15 protein-coding genes and 1 tRNA gene are annotated in these 17,643 nt (G+C 66.0%); 6 read left to right on the top strand and 10 right to left on the bottom strand.

Annotation, left to right across the window (positions count from 1 at the left end):
- Nucleotides 1-142: 142 nt before the first annotated feature.
- The 3 genes from AC3ANW_RS05880 to AC3ANW_RS05890 all read right to left on the bottom strand — a co-directional run bounded on the left by AC3ANW_RS05880 (nucleotide 143) and on the right by AC3ANW_RS05890 (nucleotide 2,930).
- A complete protein-coding gene (locus tag AC3ANW_RS05880; protein WP_488345362.1) occupies nucleotides 143-1,312 on the bottom strand; it encodes a multidrug effflux MFS transporter in 1,170 nt (389 codons plus the stop codon).
- A gap of 227 nt (nucleotides 1,313-1,539) precedes the next feature.
- Nucleotides 1,540-1,941: a cyclophilin-like fold protein gene (locus AC3ANW_RS05885; protein ID WP_488344267.1), complete on the bottom strand. Its 402-nt coding sequence runs from the start codon at nucleotides 1,939-1,941 to the stop codon at nucleotides 1,540-1,542.
- Nucleotides 1,938-2,930, bottom strand: coding sequence for an AraC family transcriptional regulator (locus tag AC3ANW_RS05890; protein ID WP_488344268.1), 993 nt, complete (start codon nucleotides 2,928-2,930; stop codon nucleotides 1,938-1,940). The genes AC3ANW_RS05885 and AC3ANW_RS05890 overlap by 4 nt, the downstream gene beginning before the upstream one ends.
- Nucleotides 2,931-3,305: 375 nt before the next feature.
- Between AC3ANW_RS05890 and AC3ANW_RS05895 the strand changes: the two genes are divergently transcribed.
- Nucleotides 3,306-3,488, top strand: coding sequence for a hypothetical protein (locus AC3ANW_RS05895; protein WP_488344269.1), 183 nt, complete (start codon nucleotides 3,306-3,308; stop codon nucleotides 3,486-3,488).
- A gap of 240 nt (nucleotides 3,489-3,728) precedes the next feature.
- Here AC3ANW_RS05895 and AC3ANW_RS05900 read toward each other — a convergent pair.
- From AC3ANW_RS05900 to AC3ANW_RS05910, 3 genes are all read right to left on the bottom strand, one after another.
- A tRNA-Lys gene (locus AC3ANW_RS05900) sits at nucleotides 3,729-3,804 on the bottom strand.
- A 104-nt stretch (nucleotides 3,805-3,908) separates the two neighbouring features.
- Complete coding sequence (locus AC3ANW_RS05905; protein WP_488344270.1) at nucleotides 3,909-4,886, bottom strand: GMP reductase; 978 nt, start codon at nucleotides 4,884-4,886, stop codon at nucleotides 3,909-3,911.
- A 97-nt stretch (nucleotides 4,887-4,983) separates the two neighbouring features.
- Nucleotides 4,984-5,667 carry a hypothetical protein gene (locus tag AC3ANW_RS05910; RefSeq protein ID WP_488344271.1) on the bottom strand — a complete coding sequence of 228 codons (684 nt, stop codon included), beginning with the start codon at nucleotides 5,665-5,667 and terminating at the stop codon, nucleotides 4,984-4,986.
- 47 nt (nucleotides 5,668-5,714) lie between these two features.
- On the opposite strand from AC3ANW_RS05910, the gene AC3ANW_RS05915 reads away from it, so the two are divergent.
- Nucleotides 5,715-8,090, top strand: coding sequence for a UvrD-helicase domain-containing protein (locus AC3ANW_RS05915; protein WP_488344272.1), 2,376 nt, complete (start codon nucleotides 5,715-5,717; stop codon nucleotides 8,088-8,090).
- Nucleotides 8,091-8,127: 37 nt separating this feature from the next.
- On the opposite strand, the gene AC3ANW_RS05920 is transcribed toward AC3ANW_RS05915, so the two are convergent.
- From AC3ANW_RS05920 to AC3ANW_RS05930, 3 genes are all read right to left on the bottom strand, one after another.
- Nucleotides 8,128-8,955 carry a BPSS1780 family membrane protein gene (locus AC3ANW_RS05920; RefSeq protein WP_488344273.1) on the bottom strand — a complete coding sequence of 276 codons (828 nt, stop codon included), beginning with the start codon at nucleotides 8,953-8,955 and terminating at the stop codon, nucleotides 8,128-8,130.
- Between the two features lie 60 nt (nucleotides 8,956-9,015).
- Nucleotides 9,016-10,005, bottom strand: a complete 990-nt coding sequence (locus AC3ANW_RS05925; RefSeq protein WP_488344274.1) for a homoserine kinase — start codon at nucleotides 10,003-10,005, stop codon at nucleotides 9,016-9,018.
- A gap of 72 nt (nucleotides 10,006-10,077) precedes the next feature.
- Nucleotides 10,078-10,434, bottom strand: coding sequence for a hypothetical protein (locus AC3ANW_RS05930; protein WP_488344275.1), 357 nt, complete (start codon nucleotides 10,432-10,434; stop codon nucleotides 10,078-10,080).
- Nucleotides 10,435-10,620: 186 nt separating this feature from the next.
- Between AC3ANW_RS05930 and polA the strand changes: the two genes are divergently transcribed.
- From polA to AC3ANW_RS05945, 3 genes are all read left to right on the top strand, one after another.
- Entirely contained in the window at nucleotides 10,621-13,344 is a 2,724-nt protein-coding gene (gene polA / locus AC3ANW_RS05935; RefSeq protein ID WP_488345363.1) for a DNA polymerase I, read from the top strand.
- A gap of 106 nt (nucleotides 13,345-13,450) precedes the next feature.
- Entirely contained in the window at nucleotides 13,451-14,347 is an 897-nt protein-coding gene (locus AC3ANW_RS05940; RefSeq protein WP_488344276.1) for a dienelactone hydrolase family protein, read from the top strand.
- Nucleotides 14,348-14,465: 118 nt separating this feature from the next.
- Nucleotides 14,466-15,356 (top strand): ZIP family metal transporter, encoded by an 891-nt coding sequence (locus AC3ANW_RS05945; RefSeq protein WP_488344277.1) that lies wholly within the window; start codon nucleotides 14,466-14,468, stop codon nucleotides 15,354-15,356.
- A gap of 7 nt (nucleotides 15,357-15,363) precedes the next feature.
- Here AC3ANW_RS05945 and AC3ANW_RS05950 read toward each other — a convergent pair whose 3' ends face one another.
- Complete coding sequence (locus AC3ANW_RS05950; RefSeq protein ID WP_488344278.1) at nucleotides 15,364-16,113, bottom strand: LytR/AlgR family response regulator transcription factor; 750 nt, start codon at nucleotides 16,111-16,113, stop codon at nucleotides 15,364-15,366.
- Between the two features lie 109 nt (nucleotides 16,114-16,222).
- Here AC3ANW_RS05950 and argH point away from each other — a divergent pair, with 109 nt between their 5' ends.
- Nucleotides 16,223-17,632 carry an argininosuccinate lyase gene (gene argH, locus AC3ANW_RS05955; RefSeq protein WP_488345364.1) on the top strand — a complete coding sequence of 470 codons (1,410 nt, stop codon included), beginning with the start codon at nucleotides 16,223-16,225 and terminating at the stop codon, nucleotides 17,630-17,632.
- Nucleotides 17,633-17,643 lie beyond the last annotated feature (11 nt).

The following is a 17,643-nucleotide window of genomic DNA, read 5'->3' on the forward strand; positions in this document are numbered from 1 at the left end:
TGTCCGCCGATCCGGGCGGGCGATTTTCTGCGCCCGGCGCCTCGACCATCTTCGGCGTCCAGGCCGCCACCAGTACGCCGGTGGCCGATCTGACCAAGGACACGAAGCGCAGGCCCGGGGGCGATGAGTTATGCGTCGTATGTCATGGGCAACTTGCCGCAGCCCGGGCCTGGCCTGCCGGTGCCGCCCGAGGCACCAGCCAGACAGCGCTCAATGCGGCGCCCGCACCGAAAAAAGCCATCAGCAGGCCGAGCGGCCGGGCCGTGCCGTCCGAGAAAAGACCGACCATGGCGGAACCGAAAACACCCACTCCGAAGTGGCTGGCACCGATGAGAGCAGAGACCGAGCCGGACACTCCGGGGTGCAGGTTGAGGGCGCCCGAAATGGAGTTGGCCGCGATCAGTCCGATGCAGGCCACGAAAACGCACAGCGGCACGACCAGCCCCGCGAGCCCGCCCCATCCGGTGACCGCGGTGAAGGCCACCGCCAGGCCGGCTGCACAGGCCAGGAAGGCGCCGGCGCGCAGCAGGCGGTCGCTGCCCAGGCGCGGCACCAGGCGCACGTTCAGCATGTTCATCGCCATGATGCCGACCGAACCCAGCGCGAACAGGGCCCCGTAATGCTGGGGCGCCACCCGGTGGATGGTGATGTAGACGAAGGGTGTTCCGGCGACATAGGCGAATATGCCGCCGTAGAGAAAACCGCCGACGCTGGCATAACCCAGCACCTGTTTCTGGCGCAGCAGCCAGCCATAGGTGGCGAAGGCCTTCGACAGCGGTTCACGCAGGCGGCGGTCCGGCGTGAGGGTTTCGGGCAGCGTGTACAGCGCTGCCAGCGTGAGCAGCCCGACCAAGGCCAGCAGCCAGAAGATCGCCCGCCACGGCGCTACCGCGATGACCAGCCCGCCCAGGCTGGGGCCGAGCATCGGCGCCAGCGCCGCGACGATCATCAGGGTGGACATCATCTGCGCGGCACGCGCGCCGGCGTAGAGGTCACGCACGATGGCGCGCGCCAGCGTGACGCTGGCACAGGCGCCGATGGCCTGCACGACACGCCAGGCGATCATGGTGTCCGCGCCTTGCGACAGCGCGCAGCCGACGGATCCGGCGATATAGAACAGCAGGCCCATGGCGATCGGGCCGCGCCGGCCGATGCGGTCGCTCAGCGGGCCCCAGAAGAACTGGCCCAGGCTGAAGCCGATGAGGTATCCGGACACGGTGAATTCGATGGCGCCGGTGCCTGCATGCAGCGCATCGGCCATCGCCGGCAGGGCCGGTAGGTAGATGTCGGTCGACAGCGACGAAAAGGCCATCAGCACCGTCAGGATCAGCAGCGTGCGCACATCGTGTGCCTGCGCGAACCGCCTGAGTCGGTTGCCCGCGGCCAGTTCGACCGGCAGGACGTCCGTCTCGCCCGTGGCCGGCGTGATGGGGGTGATGGTGGGCGGGAAGGCGGTGGGGTGGGGAGGCGGCGGCATCGAAGACCTGACGTATGCCCGATTTTCAGTGGAAACCCTTAGCCCACTGGCACGCTGCGGCACTAACGGGATCCGGCCGCAACGCTTTCCGCGGGCGTGAAGGCCTCCGGCGCGGGCTGCCGTTCGATGGCGATGTCGAGCGGGCCGGCCGTCGCGAAAGCCGGCGCGCCATCGTCCAGGCGGCCCAGCAGATGGAAACGACCGCACAGCGGCAGGTCGTCCTGCGTATGCATCACCGCCAGGTCGGGGCCTGTGGACCAGCAGACCAGGTCGCCGACCGCGTAGTGCAGGGACTGCAGCGGCGCAAGGCCGACCGGTTGCGGCAGCGCGCCGAACTTCTCGCGCCGGAACAGGTCGTGCAGCGTGATCGTCAGGGGTAGCATCGCCGCGAACGCACGCGCGGCTTCGCTGTCGACCAGGGTCGCGGTGACGGCCCGATCGTGGAATTTCAATCGGATCTTCATGTCTGGCCTCGACCTTGAACGGCGGCCCGGACCGGTTTCCCGAGCTGCATCTCGCGCAGGCGCTTCACGTCGCGCACCGGCGGCATGCCGAAGAACCGGCTGTATTCGCGGTTGAACTGCGACTGGCTTTCGTAGCCGACCCGATGGCCCGCGGTGGCGGCGTCGAGGTGTTCGCAGATCATGATCCGGCGCGATTCCTGCAGCCGCAGCTGTTTCTGGAACTGCAGCGGGCTCATCGATGTCACCGACTTGAAATGATGGTGCAGCGACGACGCGCTCATGTGCACCGACGCGGCGAGGTCGTCGATACGCAAGGGCTCGCGAAAGCGTTGCGACAGCAGCCCGATGGCCTGCGTGATGCGCTGGCTGTAGCTGTCGACCACCGCCATCTGCGCCAGCCGCCAGCCGTCGGGTGACCTGAGCAGGCGGTAGAGGATCTCGCGCGAGATCAGCGGTGCCAGGGCCGGAACGTCCTCCGGTGTGTCGAGCAGCTTCATCAGCCGCAGCACCGGATCGAGCAGCGTCGAACTCAGCGCTCCCGTGAAGATGCCGCGTTGCGACGGACCCTTGGGTCCCGAATCGGCCAGGCCGAATTCGAGCGTCAGTTCCGCGATCTCCTTGACGTCGAACGAAAGCCGCAGCCCGAGGTAGGGCGCTTCGGGCGAGGCGTCGATGATCTGGCCGGACACCGGCAGGTTCTGCGACGCCACCAGGTACTGGTTGCTGTCGTAGATGTAGGCCTCTTCACCCAGCAGCACACGTTTGCTGCCCTGCGCCAGGATGCAGAACGAAGGCTCGCAGATCGAGTGGACCGGATGTTCGATCTGGGTCGTGCGCGAGAAACCGAGGCGCGGAAAGACGCTTTCGTGTGCGCCATCGGTCCCGGTGATGCGTTCGATCATGGCGGCCAGTTCGGCCCGCATCACCGTCACCTGCATCCGGTCGAGATGGGGTCTGGAGTCGGCAGGTGGCCTGGTGGATGTCAGCATGGATCGAAGCTTAGGGCGCGGTCCGGCGTTTGTCTCCACTTGGGGCCGGGCGGCGGAGGATCATGCAAACATCGGCAACGATCCTGCAAACGCCGCCGCACCGGCCTGCGATGGACCGGCCAGGTCGGTTGCCCAGCGTGTTGAAGAACATGTTGCCGTTGAATTCCGCAACCGTGAGGCCGCCGTCGGCGTCCAGCCGCACGCATGCATGGCCCTTTGAACGAGCTGGTCTGAACGGCCAAAACGTGGTCGATTGACATCCCGCTGCAAGCTGGAGTCGATCGGTTGACGCAGCCTACGCATGACGCGCTGTTGTCCTACAAACAAGGGGTCAGTAACTGCTCACGATCTGTCGATCCAAACGTCAGGCAGACCATGATTTCCACCGAGCGCCGCAGCCCTGCGATCCATGACGCCCCGCGCGGGCATGTCTTCTCCATGCCGATCAAGTCGCGTGAGGAAAGCCTTTCCAAGGAGGTCGAGCGCTGCAGAAGCATGGTGCAGGCCAACAAGGCAGAGCGCATGTTTCTGGCGACCCAGGACGGCCGCAGGTTCTGACGTTCCCGGTGTATCGCGAGCGCGTGGCGACCGGCCCGCAGGCCACTTGGTTGCACCCGCTCGGCTGGCTCGATAAGACACCTGTTCAGCTTCTTCATCAGGTCCGGTTCGATGAGGATCAAATGGCGAAGGCAGCCCCGGTCATTCGGCGCGTCTGATGCCGTCCCATATCCGACCCGGAAATGAAAAAAGCACCTGGCGCAAAACTGCGCAAGGTGCTTTTGTTCAATTGCATGTGGGTGGTGGGCCCTGAGTGACTCGAACACTCGACCTACGGATTAAGAGTCCGCTGCTCTACCAACTGAGCTAAGAGCCCACATTTTCCTGGTTCACAGCTTTGACGCTGCTAGGTAGGAAGCCTCGAATTATGCAACATAAAACGCACGATACGCAAGCAGGTGCAAAAAAAGTTGCGGCCGTTCACATCAGCAGGTGTTCGCCGGCGTTGTCGCCGCCCAGGATCACATAGTTGGCCTTGCGCAGGTCGGCCAGTTGCCGGCCGCCTGCGTAGCTGATGGAGCTTTGCAGGTCCTGTTCCATCTCGACCAGGGTGTCGGCCAGCTTGCCCTTCAGCGGTTCCAGGATGCGTTTGCCTTCGACGTGCCGGTATTCGCCCTTGTTGAAGTCGCTGGCGCTGCCGTAGTACTCCTTGTAGACGCGGCCGTCCGACTCGACCGTCTGGCCGGGCGACTCGTCGTGCCCGGCCAGCAGGCTGCCGACCATCACCATCGAAGCGCCGAAACGGATGCTCTTTGCGATGTCGCCATGTTCGCGGATGCCGCCGTCTGCAATGATGGGTTTGGTGGCCACCCGCGCACACCACTTCAGCGCCGACAACTGCCAGCCGCCGGTGCCGAAACCGGTCTTCAGCCGGGTGATGCAGACCTTGCCGGGGCCGATGCCGATCTTGGTGGCGTCGGCGCCCCAGTTCTCGAGGTCGATCACCGCTTCGGGGGTGCCGATGTTGCCGGCGATGACGAAGGTGCCGGGCAGCTTCTGCTTGAGGTAGCCGATCATCGATTGCACCGAATCGGCATGGCCGTGGGCGATGTCGATGGTGACGTATTCGGGAGGCAGGCCTTCGTCGGCGAGGCGGTCCACGGTTTCGTAGTCGGCGGGTTTGACGCCCAGCGAGATGGACGCGAAAAGGCCGGCGGCCCGCATCTGCCGGACGAACATGACGTTGTCCAGGTCGAAACGGTGCATGACGTAGAAGTAGCCGTTTTCTGCCATCCATCGGCAGATGCGGGCATCGACCACCGTGCGCATGTTGGCTGGGACGACCGGAAGGCGGAAGCTGCGGCCACCCAGGGTGGTGCTGGTGTCGCATTCGGCGCGGCTTTCGACGCGGCATTTGCGGGGCAGTAGCAGGACGTTGTCGTAGTCGAAAATTTGCATGTGGCTCTCCGGGCTGTGGACCGGAGATGGCCACAAGGCCCGGTGCGCGATTCTAGGCAGCCGGGCGGCACCCGGCGTCTTGCTGGCCGTATAGACCTTATATGGCGCAGCGTGTCGTGGCGGTCGTGTCGATGCTGCCGTGGCGGTCGGCCAGCCAGCCGACCAGCCGCAGCCGGGCCGGATCGGCGCCGGCCGGCACCCGCATGGCGCGCCGGTCGCCCCAGCCGTTCCTACCTGCGGCGATGCCGTCCATCGACCAGGCCGCACGCACCAGGCGACGCTCGACCGGCGACCTCGCCGTGCCGGCCGGAATCTCTTCGACCAGCAGCAGCCAGGCGTCGAGTACACGCAGGTCGCCAGCTGCGGGTTTCCATGCCATCGATACACCGATGTAGTCGTTGACCACCGGACCCTGGGCCAGGCGCAACCGGCCCGAGGGCGTGGCGCTGGCGCTGCGGCGCTCTTCGCGCATGCGAGAGTCGGGCGCCAGGCCGAGTGTGTGCAGGCGCTGAGCGGCTTCGCTCAATGCCGCAGGCGCCATCGCTGCGTCTGCGTCGCCCGAGGGAACGATCCAGTCCAGGGACATCGCGCCCCTGGGGACGGACGGTGGCGTGCGACGCCAGCATTCGTCGCACCGGTCGGAAATGAAACGTTCCACGAATGCGGCGGGCCGGGGCACGCCGTCACTGCTGCAACTGTTCTGCGCCAGGACACCGCTGCCGGCGAACAGCAGCACAGCGGACACCAGGGTGGGCAGGGTGGGCACGGGACTGAAGGACATGGCGACCTTTGCGCCCGGCGGGGCGGCGGTGTTTCTACAATCGACGGATGTTCCCACACCCCTCGCAGGACGGGCTGTTCGCAGCGCCGTCCGAACCATCGGCGGCGGTCTCCGCCCCGCTGCTCGCCAACCTCAATCCCGAACAGCTCGCCGCGGTCACGCTGCCGAGCGGCCATGCCCTGATCCTCGCCGGTGCCGGCTCGGGCAAGACCCGCGTGCTGACGACCCGCATCGCCTGGCTGCTGCAGACCGGCCAGGTGTCGTCCGGCGGCATCCTGGCGGTCACCTTCACCAACAAGGCCGCCAAGGAAATGCAGGTGCGCCTGCAAAGCCTGCTGCCGGTGAACACCCGCGGCATGTGGATCGGCACCTTCCACGGCCTGTGCAACCGGTTTCTACGGGCTCACTACAAGCTGGCCGGGCTGCCGCAGGCTTTCCAGATCCTGGACACCCAGGACATGCTGTCGGCGGTCAAGCGCCTGATGAAACAGCACAAGGTGGACGAGGAACGTTTCCCGCCCAAGCAGGTGCAGTATTTCATCAGCGGTGCCAAGGAAAACGGACACCGTCCGGGCGACCTCGAAACGCGCAGCGAGGACGACCGCAAGAAGGTCGAGCTGTACCAGCTGTACGAAGAGCAGTGCCAGCGCGAGGGCGTGGTGGATTTCGGCGAACTGATGCTGCGCAGCTACGAGCTGCTGCGCGACCACGACGCGGTGCGCGAGCATTACCAGCAGCGTTTCCGCCACATCCTGGTGGACGAGTTCCAGGACACCAACAAACTGCAATACGCCTGGCTGAAACAGCTGGCCGGCGACCGCGGCAACGTGCTGGCGGTGGGCGACGACGACCAGAGCATCTATGCGTTTCGCGGTGCCAACGTCGGCAACATGGCGGACTTCGTTCGTGAATTCGACGTCAAACACCAGATCAAGCTGGAACAGAACTACCGCAGCTACAGCAACATCCTGGATTCGGCCAACCACCTCATCAGCCACAACAGCCGTCGCCTCGGCAAGAACCTGCGCACCGACCAGGGCCCGGGCGAGCCGGTGCGGGTGTTCGAATCGACCAGCGACTTCGCCGAGGCCCAATGGATGGTCGAGGAAATGCGCCAGCTGATACGCGATGGTTTCGACCGGCGCGAGATCGCCGTGCTTTACCGCAGCAACGCCCAGAGCCGGGTGATAGAAACCGCGCTTTTCAACGCGGCCGTGCCTTACCGTGTGTACGGCGGCCTGCGCTTTTTCGAGCGGGCTGAAATCAAGCATGCGCTGGCCTATCTGCGCCTGATCGAGAACCCGAACGACGACACCAGTTTCATGCGGGTGGTCAACTTCCCGCCGCGCGGCATCGGTGCGCGCAGCATCGAGCAGCTTCAGGACGCTGCGCGCGAAATGGGTTGTTCATTGCACGACGCGGTGTCGAGCATCAAGGGCAAGGCCGGTTCCAATCTGACCGGTTTCAACGCCATGGTCGAAGTGATGCGCGAACGCAGCCAGGGGCGGGCGCTGCGGGACGTCATCCACCAGGTGTTGGACGACAGCGGTCTGCGGGACCATTACCGCGCCGAACGCGAAGGCGCGGACCGGCTGGAAAACCTGGACGAACTGGTCAACGCGGCCGAGAGTTTCGTGACCATCGAGGGTTTCGGGCGCGAGGCCGATGACGGTTTGCCGCCGCAGTCGCTGGTCAGCCAGGGCATCGACCCGTCGTTGCCGATGCTGGACCAGCCGCTCGAGCAGGCGCCGGATGGAGAAACCGGAGAAACCCAGAGCCCGCTCGTCGCCTTCCTGACCCATGCGGCGCTGGAAGCCGGGGACAACCAGGCGCAGGCCGGCCAGGATGCCGTGCAGTTGATGACGGTGCACGCATCCAAGGGCCTGGAATTCGACTGTGTGTTCATCGGCGGCATGGAAGAAGGCCTGTTCCCCCACGAGAACTCGATGAACGACCGCGACGGGCTCGAAGAAGAGCGCCGCCTGATGTACGTGGCCATCACACGGGCCCGCAAGCGCCTGTACCTGAGCCATTCGCAGACGCGCATGCTGCACGGTCAGACGCGTTACCACGTCAAGAGCCGGTTCTTCGAGGAGCTTCCCGAGGCGGCGCTGAAGTGGATCACGCCGAAACAATCGGGCTTCGGTGCCTATGCGCCGCAGGGCGGCGGAAGTACCGGCGGCAGCGGAGGCTGGGGCAAGGGTTCCTCGTTCAGCCTGGAATCCGCACCCAAGGTGGTGGTGCAGAAGGCTCCGCCCAGCCATGGCCTGAAGGCGGGCATCCAGGTGTTCCACAACAAGTTCGGCGAGGGCAAGGTGCTGGCCGTCGAGGGTGTGGGCGACGATGCCCGGGCCCAGGTGAACTTCCCGCGGCATGGGGTGAAGTGGCTGGCGCTGGCGGTCGCCAAGCTGACGATCGTCTGACCGGCCGCGCCATTTCCGGTGCGGCGGCGAGAAGGGCTCAGTGGCCTTCTTCGCCCTCGTCCGGCGCCGGATGCACGAAGCAGTCGACGAAGGTGAAATACAGCGAGTTGAAGAACATCGCCACCAGCACCAGGGCCGACAGCGTGACCAGACCGGCGGCCACTGCACCGGCCACCGCTGAACCGCTGTCTCCCACGATGCCGGTCAGCAGCAGCAGGGTGGTGAAGATGCCCACCGCCAGCCCGCCGAGCAGGAAGATGCCGGCCCACGCCAGCGCATAGACGGTGAAGGCACCCATGTTGCGCACGCAGGCCACGAAGCTGAAGAACAGGCTCTTGGGTGGCGACACGCGGTACCAGTAGACGAGCGCCGGTGCATGCCAGAACAGCATCGACAAGGGCATGTACAACACCAGCGTGGCCCACATCGCCATCTTCACCGCAGGGTCGCCGAGCATGTCGCTGGCGCTGCGGTTGCCGGACACATAACCCATGGCAAAGGCGCCGCCGTCGAACAGCGCCGAAATGCCCAGCATCACCACGAAACTGCCGGCGTACAGGCAGCCCAGCAGCAGCATTTGCCGGGCATAGGCGGGGCCGGCGCGGAAAGCCGCGAACAGGGCGGCGGGGCGGGCCTTGCGACCGGCGTCGGCGTCGCGCGAAGCCGCCATCAGGCCCAGCGTGGCGGCCGGCATGAGCACAAGCGCCAGCAGGAAACCGATCACCGGCACGATGGCCGTGCTGCTGAGAACCGCCAGGAACAGGATGAACAGCCCCGTCAGCGCCATCGGCTGCTTCCAGAAGGTGCGCACACCCTTGCGAGCCCAGGCCAGGCCGGTGCGGGCGGGGACGACGTTCAGGTGCATATCGGGCTGTTCAGCAAAAAGTGGGAAATGACGGGGCGGATGGACGAACCGGTGCGGCGATCAGGCCGCGACGGTGTCGCGTGCTTCGGCCAGGCGGCAGCGCAGCACACGTTCGAAATGCGTGGGGTCGTGTGGCGTGAGCAGGGCGGCATCGCGCGGCAGGTGGAAATCCCACAGACGCGACACCCAGAAACGCAGGGCCGCAGCACGCAGCACGGCCGGCAGCAAGCGGCGCTCGGCGGGCTCCAGCGGGCGCACGGCGGCGTAGGCAGTCATGAAGGCTTCGGCGCGCGGGGGGTCCTGCCGGCCGGTCGTGTGATCGATGCACCAGTCGTTCAGGCAGACGGCGATGTCGAACGCGAAGGTGTCGATGCCCGCGAAATAGAAGTCGAAGAAACCGGTGAGCCGGTCGCCGTCGAACATGACGTTGTCGCGAAACAGGTCCGCATGCACCGGGCCGCGCGGCAGGGCGGTGGCGTCGGACGAGGCCGCGACATGGTTCTGATAGGCCAGTTCGGAGCGCAGCAGGCCGGCCTGTTCGGCTTCGAGATGCGGCAGCACCGAAGGCACGACGCTATTCCACCAGGCCAGGCCGCGCAGGTTGGGTTGATGGCGCGAGAAGTCGCGGCCCGCCAGGTGCATGCGGGCCAGCATGTCGCCGACGGCGGCGCAGTGCACCGCCTGCGGCGCCAGCTGGCTGCGGCCAGGCAGCCGGTTGACCACGGCGGCGGGTTTGCCACGCACCACGTGCAGCACGTCGCCGGAACGGTCTGGCGCGGGGTCGGGCACCGGTATGCCGCGGGCGGCCAGGTGCTGCATCAGGTAGAGATAGAACGGCAGCTGTTCGGCGGTGAGGCGTTCGAACAGGGTCAGCACGTAATCGACGGTTGCGCCGGCGTCGCCTTCGGTCGTGTCGGGCCTGACCGTCGCGAAATAGTTGGTGTTCTCGATGCCGCCTTCGATGCCGCGCAGCGACACCAGTTCGCCCAGGCGCAACTGGCGCAGCAGCTTGCGCGCTTCGTCATCGGAAACTTCAGTGAAAACGGCCATGGGTGAAGGACTGGAAACGTGGGACTGAACAGGAAGGCGGACGTCAGCGGTGCTGGCGCGAGGGGTGTCGGTTCAGAAGCCGATCATTTTCCAGGTGCGGGCGCCGCCGTTGGCATCGCCGCCGTCGCGCTCGGCAGCGCGGCGACGTGGGCCTACGGTAGGCGCCACGTCGTATTCTTTCGCGCCCTTGGGCTGCACGGTGATGCTCTGGGTCTGGCCGCCGTATCGCACTTCGTCGATGGATGTGCCTTCGTCGGCGACGTGCAGGCGTTCGACCTTCTGTTCGACCCGTGGTGTGCGGGGCGCCGGCCCTTCGGTCAAACCGGACGACGGGGCGGCCTGGGCGAATGAGGCCAGGGGTGCCAGCAGGCTGAGGCTGAGGGCCGCGACGGCGAGGGTCGAGGGGCGCAGGAAGGGCAGGGCGAACATGCGCCGATTGTAGGCGCTGACCTGCGGGTTGCACGTGGTGCGGCAGGCACAATCCAGGTCATGAGCGACCTTCAGAACACCACGCCCGAACCCACTTCCGACGCCACGACCGGACATGCCACTCCCGGCCGCAACACCCTGCTGCTGGTGGACGGGTCGAGTTACCTCTACCGGGCCTTCCACGCCATGCCCGACCTGCGTGCGGTGCCGGGCGACATGAACAGCCCTGCGACTGGCGCCATCCGCGGCATGATCAACATGCTGGCGTCGCTAAGGCGCGAGGTGCGCGCCCACTATGCGGTGTGTGTCTTCGATGCCAGCGGCCCGACCTTCCGGGACGAGCTCTACCCGCAGTACAAGGCCAACCGCAGCCCCATGCCGCCCGACCTGCGTGAACAGGTCGAGCCCATCCACGAGGTGGTCAAGCTGCTGGGCTGGCCGGTGCTGTGTGTGCCCAAGGTCGAGGCCGACGACGTCATCGGCACTCTGGCCGCTGCCGCCGCCGCTCAGGGCATGGATGTGATCGTCTCCAGCGGCGACAAGGACCTGAGCCAGTTGGTGAACGACCGCATCACCATCATCGACACCATGAACGGCAAGAAGCGCGACGTGGCCGGTGTCACCGCCGAGTTCGGCGTGCCGCCCTCGTTGATGATCGACTACCAGACGCTGGTGGGCGACGCCGTCGACAACGTACCCGGCGTGCCCAAGGTCGGCCCCAAGACGGCGGCCAAGTGGCTGCTCGAATACGGTTCGCTCGACGCGCTGTTGGCCCGGGCGAACGAGATCAAGGGCGTGGCCGGTGAAAACCTGCGCGGCGCCATCGGCTGGCTGCCGCAGGGCCGGGCGCTGGTCACCATCCGCACCGACTGCGACCTGGTCGAACACATCGTCGGCCTGCCTTCGCTCGAAGGCATCGCGATGGGTGCGCAGCAGACCGACGAACTGAAGGCTTTCTACGAACGTTTCGGTTTCAAGGGACTGGCGCAATCGCTGAACACCCAGGACGTGCCGCCGGAGCTGATCGAAAAATCCCGCAAGCCCGGCCGTGCGCCCGACCCCGGACTGTTCGACGACCCGATCACCGAAGCGGTCGAAAAGATCAGCAATGTGCGTTACGTCACCATCCTCGACTGGCCGACATTCGACAGCTGGCTGGCGCGGGCGCAGGCCGCGGACCTCGTGGCCATCGACACCGAGACCAATTCGCTGGACGCGATGCGCGCCGAGATCATCGGTTTCAGCCTGAGCGTCGAACCGGGCGAGGCCGCCTATATCCCGCTGGCGCACGACTATCCGGATGCGCCCGCACAACTGCCACGCGAGGAGGTGCTTGCGAAGCTGAAGCCCTGGCTGGAAGACGCCAGCCGCGCCAAGCTGGGCCAGCACGTCAAGTACGACCGGCATGTGCTGGCCAACCACGGCATCGAGGTCGCGGGCTACCGCCACGACACCATGCTGCAGAGTTATGTGCTCGAAGTGCACAAGCCGCATGGCCTGTCGAGCCTGGCCGAACGCCATCTGGGCCGCAGCGGCATCCAGTACGAGGACCTGTGCGGCAAGGGCGCCAGCCAGATTCCCTTCAGCCAGGTCGCCATCGAGAAGGCCGCCGAATATTCGTGCGAAGACTCCGACCAGACGCTGGATGTGCATCGCACCCTGTTCCCGCGCCTGGAGGCCGACGAGAGGCTGATGGCCATCTACCAGCTGGAGATGCAAAGCAGCGAAGCGCTTTACCGCATCGAACGCAACGGCGTGCTGATCGACGCGGCCTTGCTGGCGCAGCAGAGCCACGAACTGGGCGCCCGCATACTGGAACTGGAGCAGCAGTCGCATGAACTGGCCGGCCAGCCATTCAACCTGGGCAGCCCCAAGCAGATCGGCGAAATCTTCTTCGTGAAGCTGGGTCTGCCCGTGGTCAAGAAGACGCCGAGCGGCGCGCCAAGCACCGATGAAGAAGTGCTGGAGAAACTGGCCGAGGACTATCCGCTGCCGGCGCGCATCCTGGAACACCGGGGTTTGTCCAAACTCAAGGGCACCTATACCGACAAGCTGGGCGGCCTGGCCCTGCCGCGGACCGGCCGGGTGCACACGCATTACGCCCAGGCGGTGGCGGTCACCGGGCGGCTGTCGAGCAACGACCCCAACCTGCAGAACATTCCAGTGCGGACGGCGGAAGGCCGACGCATCCGAGAGGCCTTCATCGCGCCCGCCGGCAGCGTGATCGCCAGCGCCGACTACAGCCAGATCGAACTCCGCATCATGGCCCACCTGAGCGGCGACGAAGCCCTGCTGAAGGCCTTCACCGAAGGGCTGGACGTGCACAAGGCGACCGCCGCCGAGGTGTTCGGCGTCGAGGTCGAGGCCGTGGCCAGCGAGCAGCGCCGCTACGCCAAGGTCATCAACTTCGGCCTGATCTATGGCATGAGCAGCTTCGGCCTGGCGAAGAGCCTGGGCATCGAGACCAAGGCGGCAGGTGCCTACATCGAGCGGTATTTCCAGCGTTTTGCCGGCGTGAAGCGCTACATGGACGAGACCCGTGCATCGGCCAAGGAGAAGGGTTATGTCGAAACCGTCCTGGGACGCCGCCTCTACCTGCCCGAAATCAATTCGCCGAATGGCCCGCGCCGTGGCGGCGCAGAACGCGCCGCCATCAACGCGCCGATGCAGGGCACCGCGGCCGACCTGATCAAGCTCAGCATGGTCGAGGTGCAGAGGGTGCTCGATGCCGAACAGCGCGGCACCAGGGTCATCATGCAGGTGCACGATGAACTGGTGTTCGAGGTGCCCGAGTCCGAGGTCGAATGGGTGCGCGCAGAAGTGCCTCGCATCATGGCCGGCGTGGCGCAGCTGCGGGTGCCCCTCCTGGCGGAGATCGGCTTCGGTCCCAACTGGGAGACGGCGCATTGACTGCCCCGGCCCGCACGCAGGTCGTTGCGCCTTCCCGGACTTTCATCCCTACACTTTGCAGCGGCCGGGCATCCGGCCCTTACCCAACAACCTGCTGGAGATATAGATGCTGAGCGACGACCTGCGATCCGACCTTGATTCCCTGTTGCAGGGCCGTACCGGCATCGCCGGCCCCAGCCGCCGCACCGCATTGCAAGTGGCGCTGGGTGTGGGTTACGCCGCGGCCACCCTGCCGATTTCCGCTCAGACGGTGATCAAAACGCCAAGCGACGGCCTGGTGCAGGGCACCATCGGCTATGACGTCGCCGGCTTCAAGGTGCCCGCCTATTACGCTGCACCGCAGGGCAAGACCGGCCTGCCGGTGATGCTGGTGATCCAGGAAATCTTCGGTGTCACCGACTACCTCGCCGATGTCTGCCGACGTTTCGCCACGCTGGGTTATCTGGCCATCGCGCCCGAGACTTTTGCCCGGCAGGGCGATCCGCGCCAGATCACCGAAACGGCCCGGTTGCAATCCGAGATCGTCTCCAGGGTGCCCGATGCCCAGGTGATGGCCGACATCGACGGCGCGCTGGCTTGGGCCGGTGCCAACGGCGGCAACGTCGCCAACGCCGGCATCACCGGTTTCTGCTGGGGAGGCCGCATCGTCTGGCTGTACGCTGCCACCGGCAAGGTGAAGGCTGGCGCGGCCTTCTACGGCCGGCTGGTCGGTAGCGCCAGCGCCTTGACGCCGCGCCAGCCGGTCGACGTGGCTGGTGAACTGAAGGCACCGGTCATCGGCCTGTACGGCGGCGCCGATGCAGGAATACCGCTTGACACGGTTGATAAGATGAAAACGGCACTGGCGGCAGGCCCGGCTCCGGCCCGCGAATCGAAGTTCGTGGTGTATCCCGGCGTCGGCCATGCGTTTCATGCGGACTACCGGCCGAGTTATCGCGCCGAAGCCGCGACGGATGGCTGGAATCAGGCGACGGCCTGGTTCAGGAGCCACGGCGTGATGTAGGTCACGGCCGCCAGTCAACGGTCACGGCCAGTAATGGCCCAAGGCGGCTTTCCGGAGTTTCCGGGAGCCGCTTTTTTTGTCGATGACCGGCAGCAAACGTGTTTGGAGCAAGAGGGATATGGAACTGTTGGCGATCTTGGTGGCGACATTGGCAGCCGGTGTCGGAAGCGTGTGGGTGGCGGCGTTCCTCTTGCGCATCGGCGTGGGTTCGGCCCGCGGGCCCAGCCCGCAGCATCTGCTGAGCCTGGCAGCCGGGGCGCTCCTGTCGACCGCCTTCATGCACCTGTTGCCGGAAGCCTTCGAGAGCGGCATCGACCCGCAGCTGCTGTTCGGCGTGCTGCTGGCCGGTGTGGTGTTCTTCTTCCTGCTGGACAAGGCCGAGCTGTGGCACCACGGCCATGAACACGCCGCGCCGGCTGCCGAGGCGCATGGGCATGACCACCACGGCCACTTCCATCTGGATGTGCATTCGCACGGCCACAACCACGGCCGGGGGTCCGGAGGCTGGGCGTTGATCACCGGCGATAGCGTGCATTGTTTCGGCGACGGCGTGATGATCGCCTCGGCCTTCATCGCGGACTGGCGCTTGGGTGTGGTCGCCGCGGTGGCGGTGCTGGCGCACGAGGTGCCGCACCACATCGGCGACCTGGTGGTCATGCGCAATTCAAGCGGCGGCCGGCGCCTGGCGCTGCTCAAGGTTTCGCTGGCCGGTGCCGCCACCGCCATCGGCGGCATGGTCGGCTTTTTCCTGCTGGAACAACTGCACGATCTGCTGCCGTATTTCCTGGTCGCGGCCGCCAGCAGTTTTGTGTATGTGGCGCTGGCCGACCTGATCCCGCAGTTGCAGAAACACCTGACCGCGCGGCAGACTGCGTCGCAGATCGCCTGGCTGATGGCAGGCATCGTGCTGGTGGTCGTCGTAAGCCGGCTGGCGCACGAACCCGAGATCGACGGCGAACACGGTCATGACCACGGCGCGCTGCTGGTGCGGCCACCGCACGCCGCCTGAAGTTTTTTCAGGCGTTGCGGAACAACAGCCGGTCGCGCACCGCGGACACCATGCGCCGCGCCACCGGCAGCGGTTCACAACCGCCCCGCAGTCCCAGCATCCACCTGGGGTTGCCGCTCAGGTCGCTGTCCACCCGTCGCAACTGGGTGACGGCCGACATCACCGCGAGCGTGTGGCGATGCACCCGCAGCACCTGGCGGTCGAAGAGTTCTTCCAGTTCGGCCAGCGTTCCGTCGGTTTCGAAAAGGCCGTGGCGAGTGACCACGGTCAGCCGTTTGTTCTCGGCACGGATGTAGAGCACATCGGCCAGCCGCACCCGCTGTGCCTGGCCGCGCTGCACGATGCGCAGGCTGTTGTTCTCGTTCAAAACCTCGGTGCCCTCCGGCCGCTGCCGATTCGCCGCCTTGCCGAGCGCCCGCGCCAGTCTTTCGGGATGGACCGGCTTGGTGATGTAGTCGATGGCGTCGGCATCGAAAGCATGCAGCGCATGCTGGGCGTGGCCGGTGACGAAAACCACCCAGGGCCGCTGGGGCAGGTCACGGATGGAGTCGGCCAGTTGCAGGCCGGTCTGGCCGGGCATCTGGATGTCGAGCAGCACCAGGTCGAAGCGCCGGTGGCGCATCAGGCCGGCCGCGCGAAATGCATCTGCCGCCTCTTCCACATCGCCGCAATGGCCCGCCGGGCAACGGGCCAGCAGCTGGCGCATGCGTCGCCGTGCCGGAGCGTCGTCGTCCACTATCAGGATGTTCAAGGACATGAAGCTCTCGCTGCATTCGGCTGGGGACGGCCAGCGCCGATAAAATGACCGGTTGCGTTCCTACCGACCTTACCCCATGTCCTCTTCTGCTCCTGAATCCTCGGCACCCATCAACCAGTTCGACAAGAAGGCCGAAGCCTGGTCAGCCCTGTTCTCGGAGCCGATGAGCGACCTGGTCAAGCGCTATACGTCCAGCGTGTTCTTCGACAAGCGGCTGTGGCAGGCCGATATCGCCGGCAGCCTCGCGCATGCCGAGATGCTGGCGGCGCAGGGCATCATCGCCGCCGCCGACCATGAGTCGATCCGGCGCGGCATGGCGCAGATCACGCAGGAGATCACCGACGGCGGCTTCGAGTGGAAGCTCGACCTCGAAGACGTCCACCTGAACATCGAGGCGCGCCTGACCCAACTGGTAGGCGATGCCGGCAAACGCCTGCACACCGGCCGCAGCCGCAACGACCAGGTGGCCACCGACGTGCGCCTGTGGCTGCGCGGCGAGATCGACCTCATCGGCGGCCTGCTGGTCGACCTGCAACGGGCGCTGGTCGACATCGCCGAACGCAATACCGAAGTCATCCTGCCGGGCTTCACCCATCTGCAGGTGGCCCAGCCCGTGGCTTTCGGCCACCACATGCTGGCCTATGTGGAAATGTTCTCGCGTGATGCCGAACGCATGCAGGAAGTGCGCCGCCGGGTCAACCGGTTGCCGCTGGGCGCCGCGGCACTGGCCGGCACCAGCTATCCGCTGGACCGCGAACGCGTGGCCCGCAGCCTGGGCATGGTCGATGCCGAAGGTAACCCTCAGGTGTGCCAGAACAGCCTGGACGCGGTGAGCGACCGCGACTTCGCCATCGAGTTCACCGCCGCCGCTTCGCTGGCCATGGTGCACATCAGCCGCTTCTCGGAAGAACTGATCCTGTGGATGAGCCAGAGCTTCGGTTTCATCGACATCGCGGACCGTTTCTGCACCGGCTCGTCGATCATGCCGCAGAAGAAAAACCCGGACGTGCCCGAACTGGCGCGTGGCAAGACCGGCCGCGTGGTCGGCCACCTGATGGGCCTGATCACCCTGATGAAGGGCCAGCCCCTGGCCTATAACAAGGACAACCAGGAAGACAAGGAGCCCCTGTTCGACACGGTCGATACCCTGAAGGACACGCTGCGGATCTTTGCCGAGATGGTCGGCGGCATCACCGTCAAGCCGGAAGCCATGGAAAAGGCGGCCCTGCGCGGTTACGCCACGGCCACCGACCTGGCCGACTACCTGGTCAAGAAGGGCCTGCCTTTCCGTGATGCCCACGAAACCGTGGCGCATGCGGTCAAGGCCGCCATCTCGCACAAGGTCGATCTGTCGGAACTGCCGCTGGCGGTGCTGCAGGAGTTCCATCCGAAGATCGAGAAGGACGTGTACGGCGTGCTATCGCTGCGCGGTTCGCTCGAAGCCAGATCCACCCTGGGCGGTACGGCGCCGAGCCAGGTGCGTCAGCAGATCCTGCGGCACCGCGCGCGCCTGGGCTGAGGCGCTAAGCA

Source organism: Xylophilus sp. PBN-3R (assembly GCF_057747805.1).

What these genes read in the sequence shown, in the direction of transcription:
- AC3ANW_RS05880 (WP_488345362.1), bottom strand. Translation starts at nt 1,312, where the DNA reads ATGGCCTTTTCGTCGCTGTCGACCGACATCTACCTACCGGCCCTGCCG.
- AC3ANW_RS05885 (WP_488344267.1), bottom strand. Translation starts at nt 1,941, where the DNA reads ATGAAGATCCGATTGAAATTCCACGATCGGGCCGTCACCGCGACCCTG.
- AC3ANW_RS05890 (WP_488344268.1), bottom strand. Translation starts at nt 2,930, where the DNA reads ATGCTGACATCCACCAGGCCACCTGCCGACTCCAGACCCCATCTCGAC.
- AC3ANW_RS05895 (WP_488344269.1), top strand. Translation starts at nt 3,306, where the DNA reads ATGATTTCCACCGAGCGCCGCAGCCCTGCGATCCATGACGCCCCGCGC.
- AC3ANW_RS05905 (WP_488344270.1), bottom strand. Translation starts at nt 4,886, where the DNA reads ATGCAAATTTTCGACTACGACAACGTCCTGCTACTGCCCCGCAAATGC.
- AC3ANW_RS05910 (WP_488344271.1), bottom strand. Translation starts at nt 5,667, where the DNA reads ATGTCCTTCAGTCCCGTGCCCACCCTGCCCACCCTGGTGTCCGCTGTG.
- AC3ANW_RS05915 (WP_488344272.1), top strand. Translation starts at nt 5,715, where the DNA reads ATGTTCCCACACCCCTCGCAGGACGGGCTGTTCGCAGCGCCGTCCGAA.
- AC3ANW_RS05920 (WP_488344273.1), bottom strand. Translation starts at nt 8,955, where the DNA reads ATGCACCTGAACGTCGTCCCCGCCCGCACCGGCCTGGCCTGGGCTCGC.
- AC3ANW_RS05925 (WP_488344274.1), bottom strand. Translation starts at nt 10,005, where the DNA reads ATGGCCGTTTTCACTGAAGTTTCCGATGACGAAGCGCGCAAGCTGCTG.
- AC3ANW_RS05930 (WP_488344275.1), bottom strand. Translation starts at nt 10,434, where the DNA reads ATGTTCGCCCTGCCCTTCCTGCGCCCCTCGACCCTCGCCGTCGCGGCC.
- polA (WP_488345363.1), top strand. Translation starts at nt 10,621, where the DNA reads ATGCCCGACCTGCGTGCGGTGCCGGGCGACATGAACAGCCCTGCGACT.
- AC3ANW_RS05940 (WP_488344276.1), top strand. Translation starts at nt 13,451, where the DNA reads ATGCTGAGCGACGACCTGCGATCCGACCTTGATTCCCTGTTGCAGGGC.
- AC3ANW_RS05945 (WP_488344277.1), top strand. Translation starts at nt 14,466, where the DNA reads ATGGAACTGTTGGCGATCTTGGTGGCGACATTGGCAGCCGGTGTCGGA.
- AC3ANW_RS05950 (WP_488344278.1), bottom strand. Translation starts at nt 16,113, where the DNA reads ATGTCCTTGAACATCCTGATAGTGGACGACGACGCTCCGGCACGGCGA.